Consider the following 15,774-nt stretch of genomic DNA (forward strand, 5'->3'; position numbering starts at 1 on the left):
TTCAACGGGAAAAGGGCGGTCGAACCGCCGGGGCGCACGTTCAGGCGCTAGTGGAACTTCCCTTTTGCCCCGCCTCTGGCCTTCTCTCCAGCCTTGGCCGGTTTGCCAGAAATGGCGGAAATACCCGGAATACCAGGCCTATCGGGCTTGCGCGCGGAGCCCTTGCCTTTCGCGCCGCCGCCCTTTCCCCCCTCACCCTTCCCCTTACCGGACCCCTTCTCCTTCCCGGACCCCTTCTCCTTAGCGGGCCCTTTCCCCCCACCAGGCCCCTTCGCCTCACCGTGCTTCTTCGTCCGCCCGGCGCCGGACGGACCTCCCGGCGCCTTCTTCACCGACCGCACCCCCTCCGGCCGTCCCCCGCCCAAGAGGGACACCGCCTCCGGGCGCGCCGCCCCGCCCCGCGAGCCCGCACTCCCACGACCCCCCGGCGCACGACCGGCACCCTCCCCCGTCCGATCCGCAACCCGCTCGCCGCCGGTGCCACGCTCCTCCGCGACAGGCCGGGACGGCGCCACCGTCACCCGCACCGCCTCCGGCGCCGCCGCCATCCCCTGATCGACCGCAGGACGCAGATAGGCCAGCCCTCCGACGACCAGCCCGCCCAGCAACAGCGTGGCACCCGCCGCGGCGAACAGGCGGCGCGGCGCCGGCAGGGAGACCGCCTCCGGCGACAAGGCCCGGCCGGCCATCGCCATGGGCCGCGGCAGACCCCCAGGACCGGACACCACACCCGTCCCCGACGTCGAGCCCCGCACCGGACCCGCGCCCGCCTCCGGGATCGGCATCGGGGCCGACACGGCGGTCGGCACCCCCACCGGCTCGGTCGCACGACCGGACGCGACCTCGCCCAGCAGGCGGGCCACCTCAGGCGCCCGCATCCGGACCGCCGGGTCCTTCACCAGCAGCCCCTCGATCACCGGAGCCAGCGCCCCCGCGCTCTGGAACGGCGCCGCCTCCTGGTACAGCACCGCGGCCAGCGTCGCCAGCATGTGCCCCCGCTGGAACGGCGACCTGCCCTCGACCGCGAAGTACAACGTCACACCGAGCGACCACAGGTCCGACGCCCGCTCGGCCCGCCCCCCGAGCGCGCGCTCCGGGGCGATGAACGCCGGCGTCCCCACCAGCGTCCCGGTCCTGGTCACCGGCGAGTCCTCCTCCAGCGTCGCGATGCCGAAGTCGGTCAGCACCGCGTTGCCGTCCGCCGTCACCAGCACGTTGTCCGGCTTGACGTCCCGATGCAGCACCCCCGCCTTGTGCGCGGCCGTCAGCGCCGCCAGCACCTGCAGGCCGATCTCGGCGACCCGCCGCGGCGGCAGCGCGCCGTCCTCACGGACGATCGCCCCGAGCGTCCGCGAGGGCACCAGCTGCATCACGATCCACGGATGGCCGTCGTCCTCGAAGACGTCATAGACGGCCGCGACGCCCGGATGGCTCAGCCGCCCGGCCGCCCGCGCCTCGCGGAAGGTCCGCGTCGTGAAGATCTCCCGCTCCGGCTGGGTCAGCTCCGCCGAGCCGAGCAGCTCTTTGACCGCCACCTCGCGGAGCAGCAGCTCGTCCACGGCGCGCCACACGACTCCCATGCCACCCTGCCCAAGGGGTTCCAGGAGCCGGTAACGTCCCGCGACCACACGTCCGGAGCTACAAGTATCGGCCATGAGCCCATCGCTACCCCAATAGGGCGCGCACACTCACCACAACATCACAACGGCCTGGCAACACTATTGATCACCGTGATCACCGTGAACACCGCGACGGCCGCCCCCTCCCCGCAGGTCACGAATATTGATCGTTCCCGCAGGCCCAGCCCGCAGGCCCAGGTGATTTCCTCTGAACAACACGCCGACGGGACCCACCTGTCGCACGAATGCGTCGGCGCCCAGGAGTCGCAAGGGTCGGTTCGTCGTTGCGGGTTGGTTTATCTGGGGAGTTCATGGATGGTTGTACATATCCAGCGCCTTTACATTGTAGATCAAAGCGCTGCCGGGAGTCGCGGCCCAGTTCTGAGAACGGCACGGGGGCCGATGGTCCGGCCACCGATCGGAGAACTCCATCAGCACCCCGGCCGGCGGATGTCACTTCCCTGCCGTGCCGGGTTGCCCGCCGGTGGGCTCCTGATGGATGTCCGCGTAGGTGCGCGAGTCCTTGATCAGCTCGTCGCAGAAGGCGGCGACATCGTCGCCGATGAGCTCCAGGACTCCCCTGCCGGCCGCGACGCCCTCCTGGAAGAAGTCGAGGATGCCGGAGAACAGGGATCCGTCGGTCAGGTCCAACGCTCCGACCTTGAACAGGTACCTCTGGATCTCCTTGTAGACGATCCGATAGTCGGGCGGGAGCGCTTTGACCCGGGCCATGTGCGCCCGCCATTGCCTCTTGCCCTCGATGATGTCGTGGATGCCCACGTCAGCCTCCCAGCCGGCCCAGTTTCCTGGCGATCTTCCTGTTCAACCGCTCGCGCCACCGGTCGCGATAGCTCCGAGCCCCCTGCCCGCCCGCCAGGGCCGCGCAGAAGCCCTTGATGTCCTCACCCAGCACCTCGTGGATGCTCTGCCCATCGGCCGCCGTCTCTTCGAGCAGCCCCAGAGCACCGTCGAGAATCGGCATCAGGTTTCGGCCGGTGAAGTCCCCATAGGGGAATAGATGGCACTTGATCTGTTCCCACGCCGCCCGGTGGTCGGCCGGCAACGCCTCGGCCCGGACTTCGAAGGCATTCCATTCCCTGGTCAGATCGCTGCCCGTCATGGTCTCCCAGAGGTTCATCTCCCGCCCTCTCTGAGCTTGTCGATCCGCGATGTGATGTACTCCCACTTCGCCCAGAAGGTCGCGAGCTCCGCGCGCCCCGCGTCGTTGAGTGCGAAGAACTTGCGCGGCGGCCCCAGCTCGGACGGTCGTTTCGCCACCTCGACGAGCCCGTTCTTCTCCAGGCGCAACAGGATGGTGTAGACGGTCCCCTCGATGACGTCGGCGAAGCCGAGTTCGTTCAGCCGGCGCGTGATGGCGTACCCGTAGGTCTCCTCGCTGTCGATGATCTCGAGCACGCAGCCCTCGAGCGTGCCCTTCAGCATCTCCGTCAGGTCGTCCACCGTGAGTCCTCTTCGGTATCCAGTACTCGGTACTACCAAGTACCACTACAACGTACCACAGAGTAGTGAACCGGCAGGGCCCTGATCTCCGAGGCGTGCTCGCAGGCGGCCCTCGGCCGGGCCTGGCACTCCGGCGCGCGCACGCCGCCCGACGCCGATGTGCCCGGCGCCGCCCCACCCGGCGGTGCCCCCCGGGCGCACGCCTGCGGGCGCCGCGCCCGCCATCGGACGCGACGCCCGCAAGGGGTCAGGTGGAGGTGGGGTCAGACCCTCTGCCACAGGGCCGGGACCTTCGGCGGCTCCCAGCCCACCAGTGCCGTGTGCGCCTGGAGGCAGCGATACCGCAGGCCGTCGTAGGTCACCTGGGCGCCCACCGCGTACGCGGTGCCGGCCGCCCACGTGCCGCCCGGCGCGGGAGTCGTCGGAGTCGGGGTGGGAGTGGGCGTCGGCGTGCGGGTCGGCGTGGGCGTCGGGGTCGGGGTCGGCTGCGGGTTGCCGCCGCCGCCGATCTGCAGGTCGACGCAGGAGTAGAACGCGTTCACCGTGTCGGCGATGTTCCAGATGGCCAGGACCTTCTGCCTGCCGCTGAAGCCGGACAGGCTCACGGTGTGCGAGACGGTCGCCCCCGGCTGCCGGCCCCCGTCGTCGAACACCGCCACCCGGGTGTTGCCGATGTAGTACTCCCAGGTGCTGGTGGCGTGGCGGGCGGTGAGCACCCAGTTGAAGGTGACCGTGGAGCCGACGGAGGTCGCCGGCCACGACTTGCCGTCGTCGCTGAGCTGGGCGAAGCGCGCGACCCCGCCGTGACAGTTGCGCTGCCCCTTCGGGCCTTCGACGCTCTGCGGCTCGTAGATGATGTCGCCGCAGCCGGTGACTCGCCCCTGGGCGCACATGGCCTGCCGGCTCGGCGGCGAGTTCACGTACCCGTGGGCCAGGGCGGGCGAGGCGGCGAACACCGTGATCCCGGCCGTCATCAACGCCGTGACCACCACCAAGATCGTTCTTCGCATGCCGGACTCCTTCGCTGGGGGTGCGGCAAACATAAAAGAAACTTTCTTAAGAGTAAAGGCCCAGGACGGTGACGGTGAGGGCGGATGTCAAGGCCCGCACGCGTTGCGTTCCCCCTGAGCCCCGTGTTACCACTGGCACACCACGCCGTGCGCCGCCGGGCAGGGCCGTACGGGCGAAACCCCCCTCGCTCCCCCGTCGAGAGAGACCGGCCCATGCCCCTGCCTCCATTCCGCAGAGCTCGTCTCGCGCTGCCCGCCGTACTCCTGTTGGCCGGCACCGCGCTCAACGTCGCCGGCGCCACCCCCGCCCAGGCCGCCGGTGAGACCGTCAACGTCTGGCTCACCACCACCTCCGACGCCGCCGGCCGCACGGTGACCCGCGGCCTGCAACAGCAGGCGCCCATCGCCTTCACGGCCACCAGCCCCGGCGCCGCCCAGACCATCACCGTCGACGAGAACACCACCTACCAGCAGTTCGAAGGCGGCGGCGCCTCGGTCACCGACTCGGCCGCCTGGCTGCTGAACAGCAGCGGCGTGCTCAGCGCCGGCGCCCGCGACACGGTGATGCGCAGGCTGTTCGACCCCGTCCAGGGCATCGGCCTGGGCTTCCTGCGCAACCCGATGGGCTCCTCCGACCTCGCCCGCTCCAGCTACTCCTACGACGACACCTGCTGCGACCTGTCGGGCTTCTCCATCGCCCACGACCTGACCGACATCGTGCCGCTGACCAAGCAGGCCAAGGCGCTCAACCCCGCACTGAAGGTCATGGCCTCGCCGTGGAGCGCGCCCGCCTGGATGAAGGACAACGACGCCTGGAGCCAGGGCTGGCTGGAGGCGCAGTACTACGGCATGTACGGCGAGTACTTCGCCCGGTACATCTCGGCATACCAGGCCCAAGGCGTGCGCATCGACTACGTCACGCCGCAGAACGAGCCCACCTGCTGCGCCGGATACCCCTCGATGAACTGGAACGCCTCCGGGCTGCAGTACTTCATCAAGAGCGCACTGTGGCCGGCCTTCCGGACCGCGGGGATCACCACCAAGACCCTCGTGCACGACTGGAACTGGGACGGCTGGAACACCTGGGGCGCTCCCCTGCTCGCCGACACCGCGATCCGCGAAGACCCGCTGTTCGGCGGCATCGCCTGGCACGGCTACGGCGGGGACGTCGGCACGCAGAGCACGGTGCACGACCAGTACCCGAACGTCAACGCGTACATGACCGAGCACTCGGGCGGCACCTGGATCGGCGACCAGCACCGCGAGGACATGAACAACCTGATCGACTACACCCGCAACTGGGACCGCAGCTGGATCAAGTGGGGGCTGGCCATGGACCAGGCCCACAACCCGCACAACGGCGGCTGCGACGTCTGCACCGGGCTGGTCACCGTGCACAACGGCGACGCGCGTCACGGCCAGGTCGACTACACCATCGAGTACTACACCATGGGCCACCTCACCAAGTTCGTCAGGCCCGGCGCCTACCGCATCGCCTCGACGGCCGGCTCGGCGGTGAAGAACGTCGCCTGGCGCAACCCCGACGGCTCCAAGGCGCTGATCGCCTACAACACCACCGGCAGCGCCCAGTCGGTGAAGGTCACCTGGGCCGGGCAGTCGTTCACCTACACCCTGCCCACCCGCACCTCGGCCACCTTCACCTGGCCGGGCACCGCCTTCGCCGGCGGCCGGCCCATCTCCGGCTACGGCGGCAAATGCGTCGATGTCGCCGGGGCCTCCGGCGCCAACGGCACGCAGGTGCAGCTGTACACCTGCAACGGCAGCGCCGCCCAGCGGTGGGCCACCGGCGTCGAAGGCAGCCTGCAGGCGCTGGGCAAGTGCCTGGACGTGGCCGGGGCGAGCAGCGCCAACGGCACCAGGGTCCAGCTCTACGACTGCAACGGCACCGGCGCCCAGCAGTGGACGGCGGCCTCCGACGGCACACTGCGGGTGCTCGGCAAGTGCCTGGACGCCACCGGCCCGAGCTCGGCCGACGGCACGCCCCTGCAGATCTGGGACTGCACGGGCGCCGCCAACCAGAAGTGGTCTCCGTAGGAGTGAGGCCGGAATGCGAGCGAGACATGCCACGGCGATCCGCGCCGAGGTGATCCGGGACGTGTTCGCCACCCCTCGCCGGCCGGATCACTCCGGGGCGGCGCACGTCGCGGACGCTCGAAGAGGGAGATGCCGGAGGCGTGGGCGAACGGGTTCGACGGGTCGTCGTGGCCATCGGGAAGCAGCCCGTCCCAGTAGTCCTCGTCGGCGTTCCAGACATAGACGATCGTGCTCGTGGCGTCGTCCAGCGTGACCCGGTAGACGCCCTTCTTGCTGCCGTTGAGCAGCCGGTCGACGCCCGCGATGCGGCGGTCGGAACCGAAGACCTCCCGCATCACCGGGGTCAGGGATCCGGCGTCGGCGAATTTTCGTGCGGCGGTCATCTCTGGTCCTCCTCCGGAGCGCTCGTATTCCGGTCCCCCATAGTCCCCTACCTCGGCGGCAACGAGCCTCTTGACTCCAAGTGGCCGCAGGGCGTTGAATCCTCTCATTAAACAAGAAACCTTCCTAAGAGTTTCGGGGCTGCCCACCCGAAGCGCAAGGAAGGACCGGCCCCGGGCGAGATCCCCCTCGCCTCCATCCCCGCACGACCACAGGAACAGCACAGAACACGGCACCTCCCCCCACGCACGAAGGAAGCGACACCCCCCATGAATCCGGAACACTCCGGCCGTTTCCGCTCCCCCTCCCGACTCCGTTCCCGGGTGCTCACGGTGGCCGCCGCCGCGGCGCTGCCCCTGCTCGCCACCGGCCTGATCCCCGCCTCGGCGGCCACCGGCCAGATCACCGGCTACGGCGGCAAGTGCGTCGACGTCGCCGCGGCCTCCAGCGCCAACGGCACGCAGGTGCAGCTGTACACCTGCAACGGCACCACCGCACAGCAGTGGACCACCGGCTCCGACGGCACCATCCGCGCCCTCGGCAAGTGCCTGGACGTGGCCGCCGCCAGCAGCGCCAACGGCACCAAGGTCCAGCTCTACGACTGCAACGGCAGCGCCGCCCAGGTCTGGACCGCCCAGAGCGACGGCACACTGCGCGCCCTCGGCAAGTGCCTGGACGCCACCGGCCCGAGCTCGGCCGACGGCACGCCCCTGCAGATCTGGGACTGCTTCGCCGGCGCCAACCAGCAGTGGACCCTCCCCGGAGGCGGCACCACCCCGCCGCCCACCCCCGGCAAGATGGCCGGCGCGCCCTACCTCTACATGGGCTGGGGCAGCCCGCCGAGCGCCACCTCGGTCATGAGCGCGACCGGGGTGAAGTCCTTCACCATGGCCTTCATCCTCTCCGGCGGCGGCTGCACGCCGATGTGGGACGGCTCGCGCCCGCTCACCGGCGGCGCCGACGCGCAGACGATCTCGGCCGTCAAGGGCGCGGGCGGCAGCGTCCAGGTGTCCTTCGGCGGCTGGTCGGGCAACAAGCTCGGCCCCAACTGCTCCTCCTCCAGCGCCTTCGCCGGAGCCGTCCAGCAGGTCATCAACGCCGTCGGCCCGGCCGTGGTCGACTTCGACATCGAGAACACCGACGAGTTCTCCAACTACACCGTCCAGGACCGCATCCTCGGCGGACTCAAGATCGTCAAGCAGAACAACCCGAACGTCAAGGTGGTCCTCACCTTCGGCACCGGCACCAGCGGCCCCAGCGGCGACGGCATCCGCCTGATCAACCAGTCGAGGGCGCTGAACGTCCCCATCGACAACTACACGATCATGCCGTTCGACTTCGGCGGCGGCGCCAACATGTACCAGAGCACCGTCAACGCCTCCGAAGGGCTGAAGAACGCCCTCAAGAGCGCCTGGGGCTGGACCGACGCCCAGGCCTACGCGCACATGGGCATCTCCGGCATGAACGGCCTGTCCGACCAGCAGGAGGTGACCTCGACCGGGACCTGGACGCAGATCCGCGACTGGGCCAAGTCCAAGGGCCTCACCCGCCTGGCCTTCTGGTCGGTCAACCGCGACCGTCCCTGCCCGGGCGGCGGGGTGTCGGAGACCTGCAGCGGCGTCTCCCAGAACAACTGGGACTTCACCCGCATCACCGCCGGTTTCTGACCGGCCCGTCCGACCGCGGCCGCCGTCACGCACACCGATGGCGGCGGCCGCCCGGCCCGGCGGCACGCCACAAAGCGTCCCCGCCGGGCCTTTCCCGTCCCCGCGGGCCGTAGCGGCGGGCTCATCGCGACCACGGCCCTGGCGCGGGGGCGGCGGGACGGAGCGTCCGCGCACCACGCCGGGTAGAGGACCATGGAGAGCATGAACTTCGTCCTGACCGCCTGGCACGAACCCGAGCCGATCACCAGGGAACGCGCGAGGGAGGTCCACGCGGCCCTCGGCCGCGGCGACACCACGGCCGTCCGGCCCCACCCGGGAGTCGCGGCCTTCGCCGGGGGCCTGGCCGAGGCCGAGGCCGCCTCCCCCGCGCACGCCGTCGTCACCGTCGGCCTGGACAGGTCCGACGAGGTCGCGCGAACCGCGTTCGCCCTGGCCCGCGCGTGCGGGCTGGTCTGCTACGACCCCCAGCGCCACCTGGTGCACAACCTCGCGCCCACCGGCTCCTTCCGCGAGATGCAACTGCACACCGGCGACGGCATGGTCATCACCGACCCCGATCTGGGGCTGGTGTCGGACGTCCTTGCCACCCTCTCGGCGCAGAACCCGTTCGCCGCCCTGGTCGTGTTCGGCCGGCACTTCCTCCAGGTCTCCCCCGAACCCGGCGGATACGAGCTGGAGTTCAAGGACAGCCCGCGCGACCTGCTCCTGCGCACCCACGTCACCGGACTGAAGGCCCTGCAGGAGTCCTTCACCGACTACGCCACCGGCGACCACACCTTCCTCGAACGCCACGACTGGCATCAGGCCTGATCATGGGTCCGTTCGTTGCTGTGGTTTTAATGGTGATTTCTTTGCAGTGTGTCCGAGCGGCCTCCTTTACAAAGTAAGTCAAGTGAGCGCGGTAGTGGAGGGAACGGCACGGTGAACGAGGGCGACGGCGACCACGGGAACGCCGGAGATCACGGGGACGCGGCGCGCACGGCCCCGCGCAAGCGGGCCGACGCCCGGCGCAACGAGGCGGCGCTGCTCGACGCCGCCGCGGCGGCCTTCGTGGCCTCGGGGGTCGAGGCGCCGGTGCGCGACATCGCGGCCAGGGCGGGGGTCGGCGTGGCCACGATCTACCGCCACTTCCCGACGCGGGCCGATCTGATCATCGCCGTCTACCGGCACCAGGTCGAGGTGTGCGCCGAGGCCGGTCCGGCCCTGCTGGCCGCCGGCCCGACCCCGCACGCCGCACTCGGGGCGTGGATCGACCGGTTCGTCGATTTCCTGGTCACCAAGCACGGGCTCGCAGCGGTGCTGCGCTCCGACGACGCCGGGTTCGACGCGCTGCACGCCTACTTCCTCGACCGGCTCGTGCCGGTGTGCGCCGGCCTGCTCCGCGCCGCGGCCGCCGCCGGCGAGATCCGCGCCGACGTGGACGCCTACGAGCTCATGCGCGGCGTCGGCAACCTGTGCATCGGCGCGGACACCGATCCCCGCTACGACGCGCGCCGGCTGGCCGGCCTCCTCATCGCCGGCCTGCGCCTGCCGTGACGGCCGCTCCACGGAGTGGAACCGCCCGTCAGGGATGAAGAGGGGACCTTAGCCCCTAACCGGATCCCCCCTCGCTCGGGCAGGCTGTGACGCGTGAAGATCGATGCTGCCGGCCTGCAGGTGCTCTCCCGGGAAGAGTGCTTGGAACTGCTCGCCTCGACCCCGATAGGACGGATCGTCTACACCGACCGCGCCCTCCCGGCCGTCCAGCCTGTGAACTTCCACCTCGACGGCACGAGCATCGTGATCCGCACCGGGACGGGCTCCAAGCTCGCCGCCGCCGCGGGCAACGCGATCGTGGCGTTCGAGGCCGACGAGATAGACCCGCGGGCCCGCACCGGCTGGTCGGTGACCGCTGTGGGGCACGCGCGCGCCGTGAGCGACCCCGAGGAGATCGCCCGGCTGTCGGAGCTGCCGCTGACCCCGTGGGCGCCGGGCGGCCGCGAGCACTTCATCGTCGTGTCCACCGAGCAGGTATCCGGGCGGCGCATCCGGCGCTAGTCGAGCGGCACGCTCCAGGTCAGGCGGGTGCCCCCGCCCGCGGGCGCGTCCAGCTCGAACGTGCCGCCGAGGCCGGCCGCCCGCTCCTCCAGGTTGCGCAGCCCGCTGCGCCGTCCTCCCCCGGACAGGCCGACGCCGTTGTCCTCCACGATCAGGGTGAGCCGGTCGTCCCGCGTCCGCGCCACGACCTCGGCGCGGGTGGCCTTGGCGTGGCGCACGACGTTGGACAGCGACTCGCTGAGCACCGCCAGCACCTGCTCGGCGAGCCGGGGCGGCACCTGGTTGTCGAGCTGGCCCTCCATGCTCAGCGCGGGCATGAACCCCAGGTGGCCGCGCGCGTTCTCCACCACCTCGACGATCTGCGCGCGCAGGCTCGCCGCGGCCTCACGCGGCGTCTGCAGGGCGAAGATCGTGGAGCGGATCTGCCGGATGGTGTTGTCCAGCTCGTCGATGGCGCTCTGCAGCCGGGAGGACGCCTCCGGCCGCTCCACCAGGCGCACCGCGCTCATGAGCGTCATGGCGACGGCGAACAGGCGCTGGATGACGACGTCGTGCAGGTCCTTGGCGATGCGGTCGCGATCCTCCAGCAGGCCGAGCCGCTCGGCGTCCTTACGGGTCTCGGCCAGCTCCAGGGCGACGGCGGCCTGCCCGGCGAAGGCCGACAGGGTGCGCAGCTCCGAGTGGCTGAACGGGATGCGCCCATGCCGTTTGCCCAGCGACAGCACCCCGCGCACCGCGCCGGCCGCGCCCAGCGGCACCGCGACCACCGGTCCGGGCATGGGGTGGTCCTCCAGGCCGTCGAGGATCTCGCTCTCCCCCGCGTTGTTCAGCATCAGCGGCTCGCCGCGCACGAACGCCCTGCCCTCCAGGGACACCCCGACCGGCACCTCGTCGCCCGGCCGGCGGGCGCCCGGCTCGCCGTCCCGGATGACCACGCGCAGCGTCTTGCCGCCCTCGTCGCCGTCGTCGGGCAGCAGGATCGCCGAGACGTCGGCGTCGGCCATCTCGCGGGCCCGGCGCGCCATGAGACTCAGCACCTCCCCCGGGTCGGCTCCCGACAGCAGGCGGGTGGTGATCTCCGAGGAGGCCTGCAGCCAGGTCTCGCGACGCCGGGTGTCCTCGTACAGGCGGGCGTTCTCGATGGCGACGCCGGCGGCGGTGGCCAGGGCGACCACGATGGCCTCGTCGTCCTCGTCGAACTCCCCTCCCCCGCGCTTCTCGGTGAGGTAGAGGTTGCCGAAGACCTTCTCGCGCACCCTGATCGGCACGCCGAGGAAGCTGCCCATGGGCGGGTGGCCGGGCGGGAAGCCGGAGGACTCCGGGTGCTGGGAGATATGGGTGAGCCGCAGCGTCTGGGGCTCCTTGATCAGCAGGCCGAGCAGGCCCAGCCCGTGCGGCCAGTGCTCGATGCGGGTGATCTCCTCCTCGCTCAGCCCGACCGGGACGAACTGCACGAGGGTGTTCTCCTCGCCGATGACGCCCATGGCGCCGTAGGTGGCGTCCACCAGGGTGGTGGCGGTCTCGACGATGCGGTGCAGCACCGTCTCCAGCGCGAGGTCGCTGCCCACCGACACCACCGCGTCCAGCAGCGCGTGCACGCGGTCGCGGGTGGCCAGCACGGCCTCCAGCCGGACCCGCAGCTCCGACAGCAGGTCGTCCAGCCGCATGTTGGGGATGACTGAACGCGACTCGTTGTCCGTCATACGAGGAAGTGTCGCACCGACCGCGTCCGGTGTCAGACACAGGGCGAGCAGGGATCGCGGCGCGTCCTCCGGCCGCCGATGACCTCCGGCTCAGGGCGCGGGTCCGGCGCCCCGCCGGCGGCCCGGAGCCCGGTCACCGGCGGCGGGTTCGGAGGGCGGGGCCGGCCCCGTGGGCGGGGGCAGGACGACGACGGGGCAGAGCGCCTGGTGCAGGAGGGCGTGGCTCACCGAGCCGAGCACCAGCCCGGTGAGGACGCCGCGCCCGCGCGAGCCGACGACCAGCAACTCGGCCCGCGCGGACGCCTCGGCCAGCACGTCCACCGCCTCCCCGCTCACGACCGGCTCGCTCACCTTCACCTCGGGGTGCAGCTCCCTCCATCGGTGGCAGGCGGCGGGCGGCGGCCCCTGATTTCCCCCGCCAGGGCCGTTCCCGAGGTGCACGACGACGAGTTCGACCTGACGCAGGGCCGCCTCGGCGAACGCGAACCGCAGCGCCTCCTCGCCGGAGCCGGGGCCGTCGACGCCGGTGACGATCTGCGGCCGCGCGCCCTGCGGCACGGGCCGCACGACGGCCACCGGGCACGGCGCGCGCCCGGCGACGCCGAGCGCGACCGACCCGAGCAGCAGCCCGCGCAGACCGCCGAGGCCGTGGTTGCCGACCACGAGCAGCTCGGCGGCGCCCGCGGCCTCGATGAGAGCCGCACGGGGGTCGCCGGGCAGACGCGCGTGGCTCATCTCCGCGCCGGGGGCGACCCGGCGTGCCTGATCCAGCGCCTCGCGCAAGATCGCGTCGGCGCCGTCGCGCATCCATCGCGCCACCTCGGCGTAGGGCCCGGCCCCGGCCTCGGCGGCCCACGCCGGCATCGCGTGCGCCACCAGCAGCCCGGCGCCGCGCAGCGCCGCCTCCCCGGCGGCCCAGCGCGCGGCTTCGAAACCGGCCGGGGACCCGTCGACTCCCACCACGATCATGACGCCCCCCGCCTTTTGCACCGTTCCATTCCATCGGCCGGCACGCCGGGGGGAACAGAGCCCAAGGTCCCTTCCGCACATACGTCCCAAGACGGTTCGGAGCGGGGCGAACCACGCCGTTCACGGCGTCAGGCGCGAAAGCCCCTTCAAACCGGGCGAGGAGACCGGGCGGGCCACGTGTACGCCCCGCCGCCCGCGGCGAGGGAACCGGCGGGCGCCCTACTGCGGCGGTCGCGGGAGTGGACGCCGGTGCCGCGCGGGCGGACGGCGTCCGGGGTCTAGGACCTGGTGATGCGGCGGCCGGTGATCTGGACCGGGTTGACGCGGACGTACAGCCGCCGCTCACCACCCGCCCACGGCTCCACGCCGGAGGCCCGCACGGCGGCGAGCTCGTCCTCGGCGGACACCCGATGGGCCGCGCCCTGGATCAGCACACTCCAGCCCACGCGGTCGTCGGCGTCGAAGTCGTCGACCTCGAAGGCGACCTTCAGCTCGACGCCCGCCACCCCGGTGCTCAGGTCCTCGTCGAGCGGGCCGCCGAAGGCCGTGCGGAACAGCACCGACTTCTCGTACATGACGTAGGTCACCGGCAGGATCACCGGACCGGTGGCGGCCGTGAAACCCACCCGGCCGATGCCTCCCGGCGCGATGAGCCGCAGGCATTCCGCGAGATCGAGCTCTTCCAGCGACGGAGGGGCGACGCGGTCGTTCATCTGAGTCTCCAACTTCGGGGCCGGTGTCATTGCTCCATGGTCGCGCCGCCGCGGCGGGTGGCCACAGGGACGAAGTACCCTTCCACGCGGGACCCACGTCCCTTCGGTCCCGCCTTCCTCCCGGACCGACCCTCCCGGGACGGCCGGTCCCCCGGTTCCCCTGCCACCTCCGCGGACGCCAGGAGTAGCGTCGGAGATGGCAGGCGCGCTCGCGCGCGCACAAGGGGGTGCCGATGTCCTACGGAACGGCCTCACCCGGCGACCTTGGACGCCGCCTCGCCTACCACCGGCGCAGGCTCGGCCTGACGCGCCGCCAGGTCGCCGAACGCGCCGGGGTGGTGCCCGGCTACGTGCAGTATCTGGAAACTTATCCCTCCCCCCTCGACGAGGGTGTGCTGCTTCGGCTGGCCGCGGCTCTGGAGACCACGGCCCTGGAACTGCTGGGCGGGAACGCCGACCGGACGCCCGGTCAGGGCGGGCCCGCCGGGCGGCCCGTCCTTCGCCCGCTCGGCCGCGACGAGTGCCTGCGCCTGATCGCGCCGGGCGGCGTCGGGCGCGTCGCGTACGCGGGGTCCACCGGCCCGGCCGTCTTCCCTGTCAGCTACGTCTTCCACGGCGGGGCGATCGTCTTCCGCACGCGGGCGGGCGGGCCGATGGACCGGGACCTGCGCGGCGGCGTCGCGGGCGTCGCCGTCAGGGCCGGCTTCGAGGTGGACCGCATCGACGAGGCCGAGCGCCGCGGCTGGAGCGTGCTGGTGCAGGGCCCGGCGCAGCACCTGGCCCCCGATGCGACGCCGCCGCAGGCCGCCGTCCTTGACGTGCGGCCATGGGCGGGCGGCGAGCGCGACCAGTGCATCCGCATCATCGCGCAGGAGGTCTCCGGCCGCCGCATCGAGGGCATCTGACCGCCGCCGCGCTCATCCGCCGGGAGGACGCCTGGGCGGCAGCACCGGCTCCAGGCGGAACAGGCCCGCGACCACCTCGGTCGGCCCGGCCGCGCGCGCCGGCCGCCCGGCGACCGCCTGCAGCACGTCGGTGGAGGTGACCAGCCCCTCCAAGGTGCCGGCGGCGCCCACGACGGGCACGACGTCGACGCAGGAGTCCACCATCGTCGCGGCGACGCTCGCGAGCCCCGTCCCGGGGGCCACGTGGGGGCAGCGCCTGCCGCCCAGAAGCTGCCGCACCTGCTCGCTGGACTGCTCGGCCGGACCGCCCGACCAGTGGGAGGCGATGTCCTCGCGCCTGAGGACGCCGAGCACGTGGGAGCGGGCGTCCACCACGGGCAGGTGGTGGACGCCTCCGCGCCTCATCAGCTCCCAGGCCATCAGGGGCGACTCATCGGGCCTCACCGTGACGACGACCCGGCTCATCACGTCCGCCGCGGTCATGCTCGCGATGTCCATGGCGCCTCCTTGGGCGAGTGCGGCGGGGCCGTGACGGCTCGCCCGTCACCTCATCGAACAACGCGGCGCCGGGCGGGCGCAGGGGCCGAACGTCCCGCCCTGCCGGGACCTCCGGCTCCCAGCCGTCCTCACCCTCGCACGACGGCTCGCGCGCCGCCGGGCCGAGCGGTCCGCGGGGTCCGCGGAGCGGGGATCGGCGCGGCGGAACTCGCGGCCGAGGGCGGGCGCAGGTGGTCCAGGGCCGAGCGGAGCCGGGCGCGGACGGCCGCGTCGGTGACGCGGCCTTCGGCGTCGAAGTGCCCGAAGGCGGGGGAGATGGCGAGGTCGGCGCCCTGCACGTGCGCGCCCGCGGCGGCGAGGGCCCGCTGCAACCGGGTCTGGGTCCACATCGCCTCGTGGTGGCGCAGGCAGGACGTCACCACCAGGGCCGGCTTGCCCAGCAGGACCGTGCCGCCGTGCTGGGAGGCGATCCAGTCGAGCGCGTGCGTCAGCTGTGGGGGCAGGACGCTGTGCGCGGGGGCGGTGATCAGTAAGCCGTCCGCCCGGGCGAGCCGGTCGCACAGGCGCGAGAGCGGGGACGGCAGCGGGCCTTCCGCGACCGGCGGCACCCGCTCCAGGCCGTCCCACACCGCGAGCTCCGCCCGAGCGGGGAGCTCCCGGCCCGCCGCCTCCAGCAACCTGCTGACGTAGGCGTTGGACAGGACGCTTCCCGCGATGCCGACGATTCTCATGCTCTCCCATCTCTGCCGCGTCCCC

At 72.0% G+C, this 15,774-nt stretch carries 17 protein-coding genes; 7 read left to right on the forward strand and 10 right to left on the reverse strand.

Going from position 1 to position 15,774, the window contains the following annotated elements; all coding sequences use genetic code 11:
- Positions 1 to 47 precede the first annotated feature (47 nt).
- From ABZT47_RS36885 to ABZT47_RS36905, 5 genes are all read right to left on the reverse strand, one after another.
- The gene (locus ABZT47_RS36885; RefSeq protein WP_354852635.1) at positions 48 to 1,655 is read right to left on the reverse strand and encodes a serine/threonine-protein kinase; all 1,608 of its coding nucleotides are present in this window, start codon (positions 1,653 to 1,655) and stop codon (positions 48 to 50) included.
- 417 nt (positions 1,656 to 2,072) lie between these two features.
- The gene (locus tag ABZT47_RS36890) at positions 2,073 to 2,399 is read right to left on the reverse strand and encodes a DUF1048 domain-containing protein (protein ID WP_354852636.1); all 327 of its coding nucleotides are present in this window, start codon (positions 2,397 to 2,399) and stop codon (positions 2,073 to 2,075) included.
- A 1-nt stretch (position 2,400) separates the two neighbouring features.
- Complete coding sequence (locus ABZT47_RS36895) at positions 2,401 to 2,757, reverse strand: DUF1048 domain-containing protein (protein WP_354852638.1); 357 nt, start codon at positions 2,755 to 2,757, stop codon at positions 2,401 to 2,403.
- A complete protein-coding gene (locus tag ABZT47_RS36900) occupies positions 2,754 to 3,080 on the reverse strand; it encodes a PadR family transcriptional regulator (protein ID WP_354852640.1) in 327 nt (108 codons plus the stop codon). The genes ABZT47_RS36895 and ABZT47_RS36900 overlap by 4 nt, the downstream gene beginning before the upstream one ends.
- 263 nt (positions 3,081 to 3,343) lie before the next feature.
- Entirely contained in the window at positions 3,344 to 4,090 is a 747-nt protein-coding gene (locus ABZT47_RS36905; protein ID WP_354852641.1) for a lytic polysaccharide monooxygenase, read from the reverse strand.
- A 213-nt stretch (positions 4,091 to 4,303) separates the two neighbouring features.
- Between ABZT47_RS36905 and ABZT47_RS36910 the strand changes: the two genes are divergently transcribed.
- The 6 genes from ABZT47_RS36910 (at position 4,304) to ABZT47_RS36935 (ending at position 10,230) form a co-directional block, all read left to right on the forward strand.
- Positions 4,304 to 6,145 (forward strand): ricin-type beta-trefoil lectin domain protein, encoded by a 1,842-nt coding sequence (locus ABZT47_RS36910; protein WP_354852643.1) that lies wholly within the window; start codon positions 4,304 to 4,306, stop codon positions 6,143 to 6,145.
- 140 nt (positions 6,146 to 6,285) lie between these two features.
- A complete protein-coding gene (locus ABZT47_RS36915; protein WP_354852645.1) occupies positions 6,286 to 6,639 on the forward strand; it encodes a hypothetical protein in 354 nt (117 codons plus the stop codon).
- Positions 6,640 to 6,795: 156 nt separating this feature from the next.
- The gene (locus ABZT47_RS36920) at positions 6,796 to 8,193 is read left to right on the forward strand and encodes a ricin-type beta-trefoil lectin domain protein (RefSeq protein WP_354852647.1); all 1,398 of its coding nucleotides are present in this window, start codon (positions 6,796 to 6,798) and stop codon (positions 8,191 to 8,193) included.
- Between the two features lie 201 nt (positions 8,194 to 8,394).
- Positions 8,395 to 9,003 (forward strand): hypothetical protein, encoded by a 609-nt coding sequence (locus ABZT47_RS36925; protein WP_354852648.1) that lies wholly within the window; start codon positions 8,395 to 8,397, stop codon positions 9,001 to 9,003.
- 213 nt (positions 9,004 to 9,216) lie between these two features.
- A complete protein-coding gene (locus ABZT47_RS36930) occupies positions 9,217 to 9,729 on the forward strand; it encodes a TetR/AcrR family transcriptional regulator (protein ID WP_354852714.1) in 513 nt (170 codons plus the stop codon).
- A 93-nt stretch (positions 9,730 to 9,822) separates the two neighbouring features.
- A complete protein-coding gene (locus tag ABZT47_RS36935) occupies positions 9,823 to 10,230 on the forward strand; it encodes a pyridoxamine 5'-phosphate oxidase family protein (RefSeq protein WP_354852650.1) in 408 nt (135 codons plus the stop codon).
- Here the strand turns inward: ABZT47_RS36935 and ABZT47_RS36940 are convergent.
- The 3 genes from ABZT47_RS36940 to ABZT47_RS36950 form a co-directional block, all read right to left on the reverse strand.
- Positions 10,227 to 11,933, reverse strand: a complete 1,707-nt coding sequence (locus ABZT47_RS36940; RefSeq protein ID WP_354852651.1) for a GAF domain-containing protein — start codon at positions 11,931 to 11,933, stop codon at positions 10,227 to 10,229. The genes ABZT47_RS36935 and ABZT47_RS36940 overlap by 4 nt on opposite strands.
- Positions 11,934 to 12,023: 90 nt before the next feature.
- Complete coding sequence (locus ABZT47_RS36945) at positions 12,024 to 12,902, reverse strand: universal stress protein (RefSeq protein WP_354852652.1); 879 nt, start codon at positions 12,900 to 12,902, stop codon at positions 12,024 to 12,026.
- A 278-nt stretch (positions 12,903 to 13,180) separates the two neighbouring features.
- Positions 13,181 to 13,615 (reverse strand): pyridoxamine 5'-phosphate oxidase family protein, encoded by a 435-nt coding sequence (locus tag ABZT47_RS36950; protein ID WP_354852654.1) that lies wholly within the window; start codon positions 13,613 to 13,615, stop codon positions 13,181 to 13,183.
- Positions 13,616 to 13,848: 233 nt separating this feature from the next.
- On the opposite strand from ABZT47_RS36950, the gene ABZT47_RS36955 reads away from it, so the two are divergent.
- Positions 13,849 to 14,520 carry a pyridoxamine 5'-phosphate oxidase family protein gene (locus ABZT47_RS36955; RefSeq protein ID WP_354852656.1) on the forward strand — a complete coding sequence of 224 codons (672 nt, stop codon included), beginning with the start codon at positions 13,849 to 13,851 and terminating at the stop codon, positions 14,518 to 14,520.
- A 12-nt stretch (positions 14,521 to 14,532) separates the two neighbouring features.
- Here the strand turns inward: ABZT47_RS36955 and ABZT47_RS36960 are convergent, their stop codons facing one another.
- Both ABZT47_RS36960 and ABZT47_RS36965 read right to left on the reverse strand, forming a co-directional pair.
- Complete coding sequence (locus tag ABZT47_RS36960; RefSeq protein ID WP_354852658.1) at positions 14,533 to 15,018, reverse strand: CBS domain-containing protein; 486 nt, start codon at positions 15,016 to 15,018, stop codon at positions 14,533 to 14,535.
- A gap of 128 nt (positions 15,019 to 15,146) precedes the next feature.
- Complete coding sequence (locus ABZT47_RS36965) at positions 15,147 to 15,749, reverse strand: NAD(P)H-dependent oxidoreductase (protein WP_354852660.1); 603 nt, start codon at positions 15,747 to 15,749, stop codon at positions 15,147 to 15,149.
- Positions 15,750 to 15,774: the final 25 nt, after the last annotated feature.

Source organism: Sphaerisporangium sp. NPDC005289 (assembly GCF_040607455.1).
Taxonomy (GTDB): Bacteria; Actinomycetota; Actinomycetes; order Streptosporangiales; family Streptosporangiaceae; genus Sphaerisporangium; species Sphaerisporangium rhizosphaerae.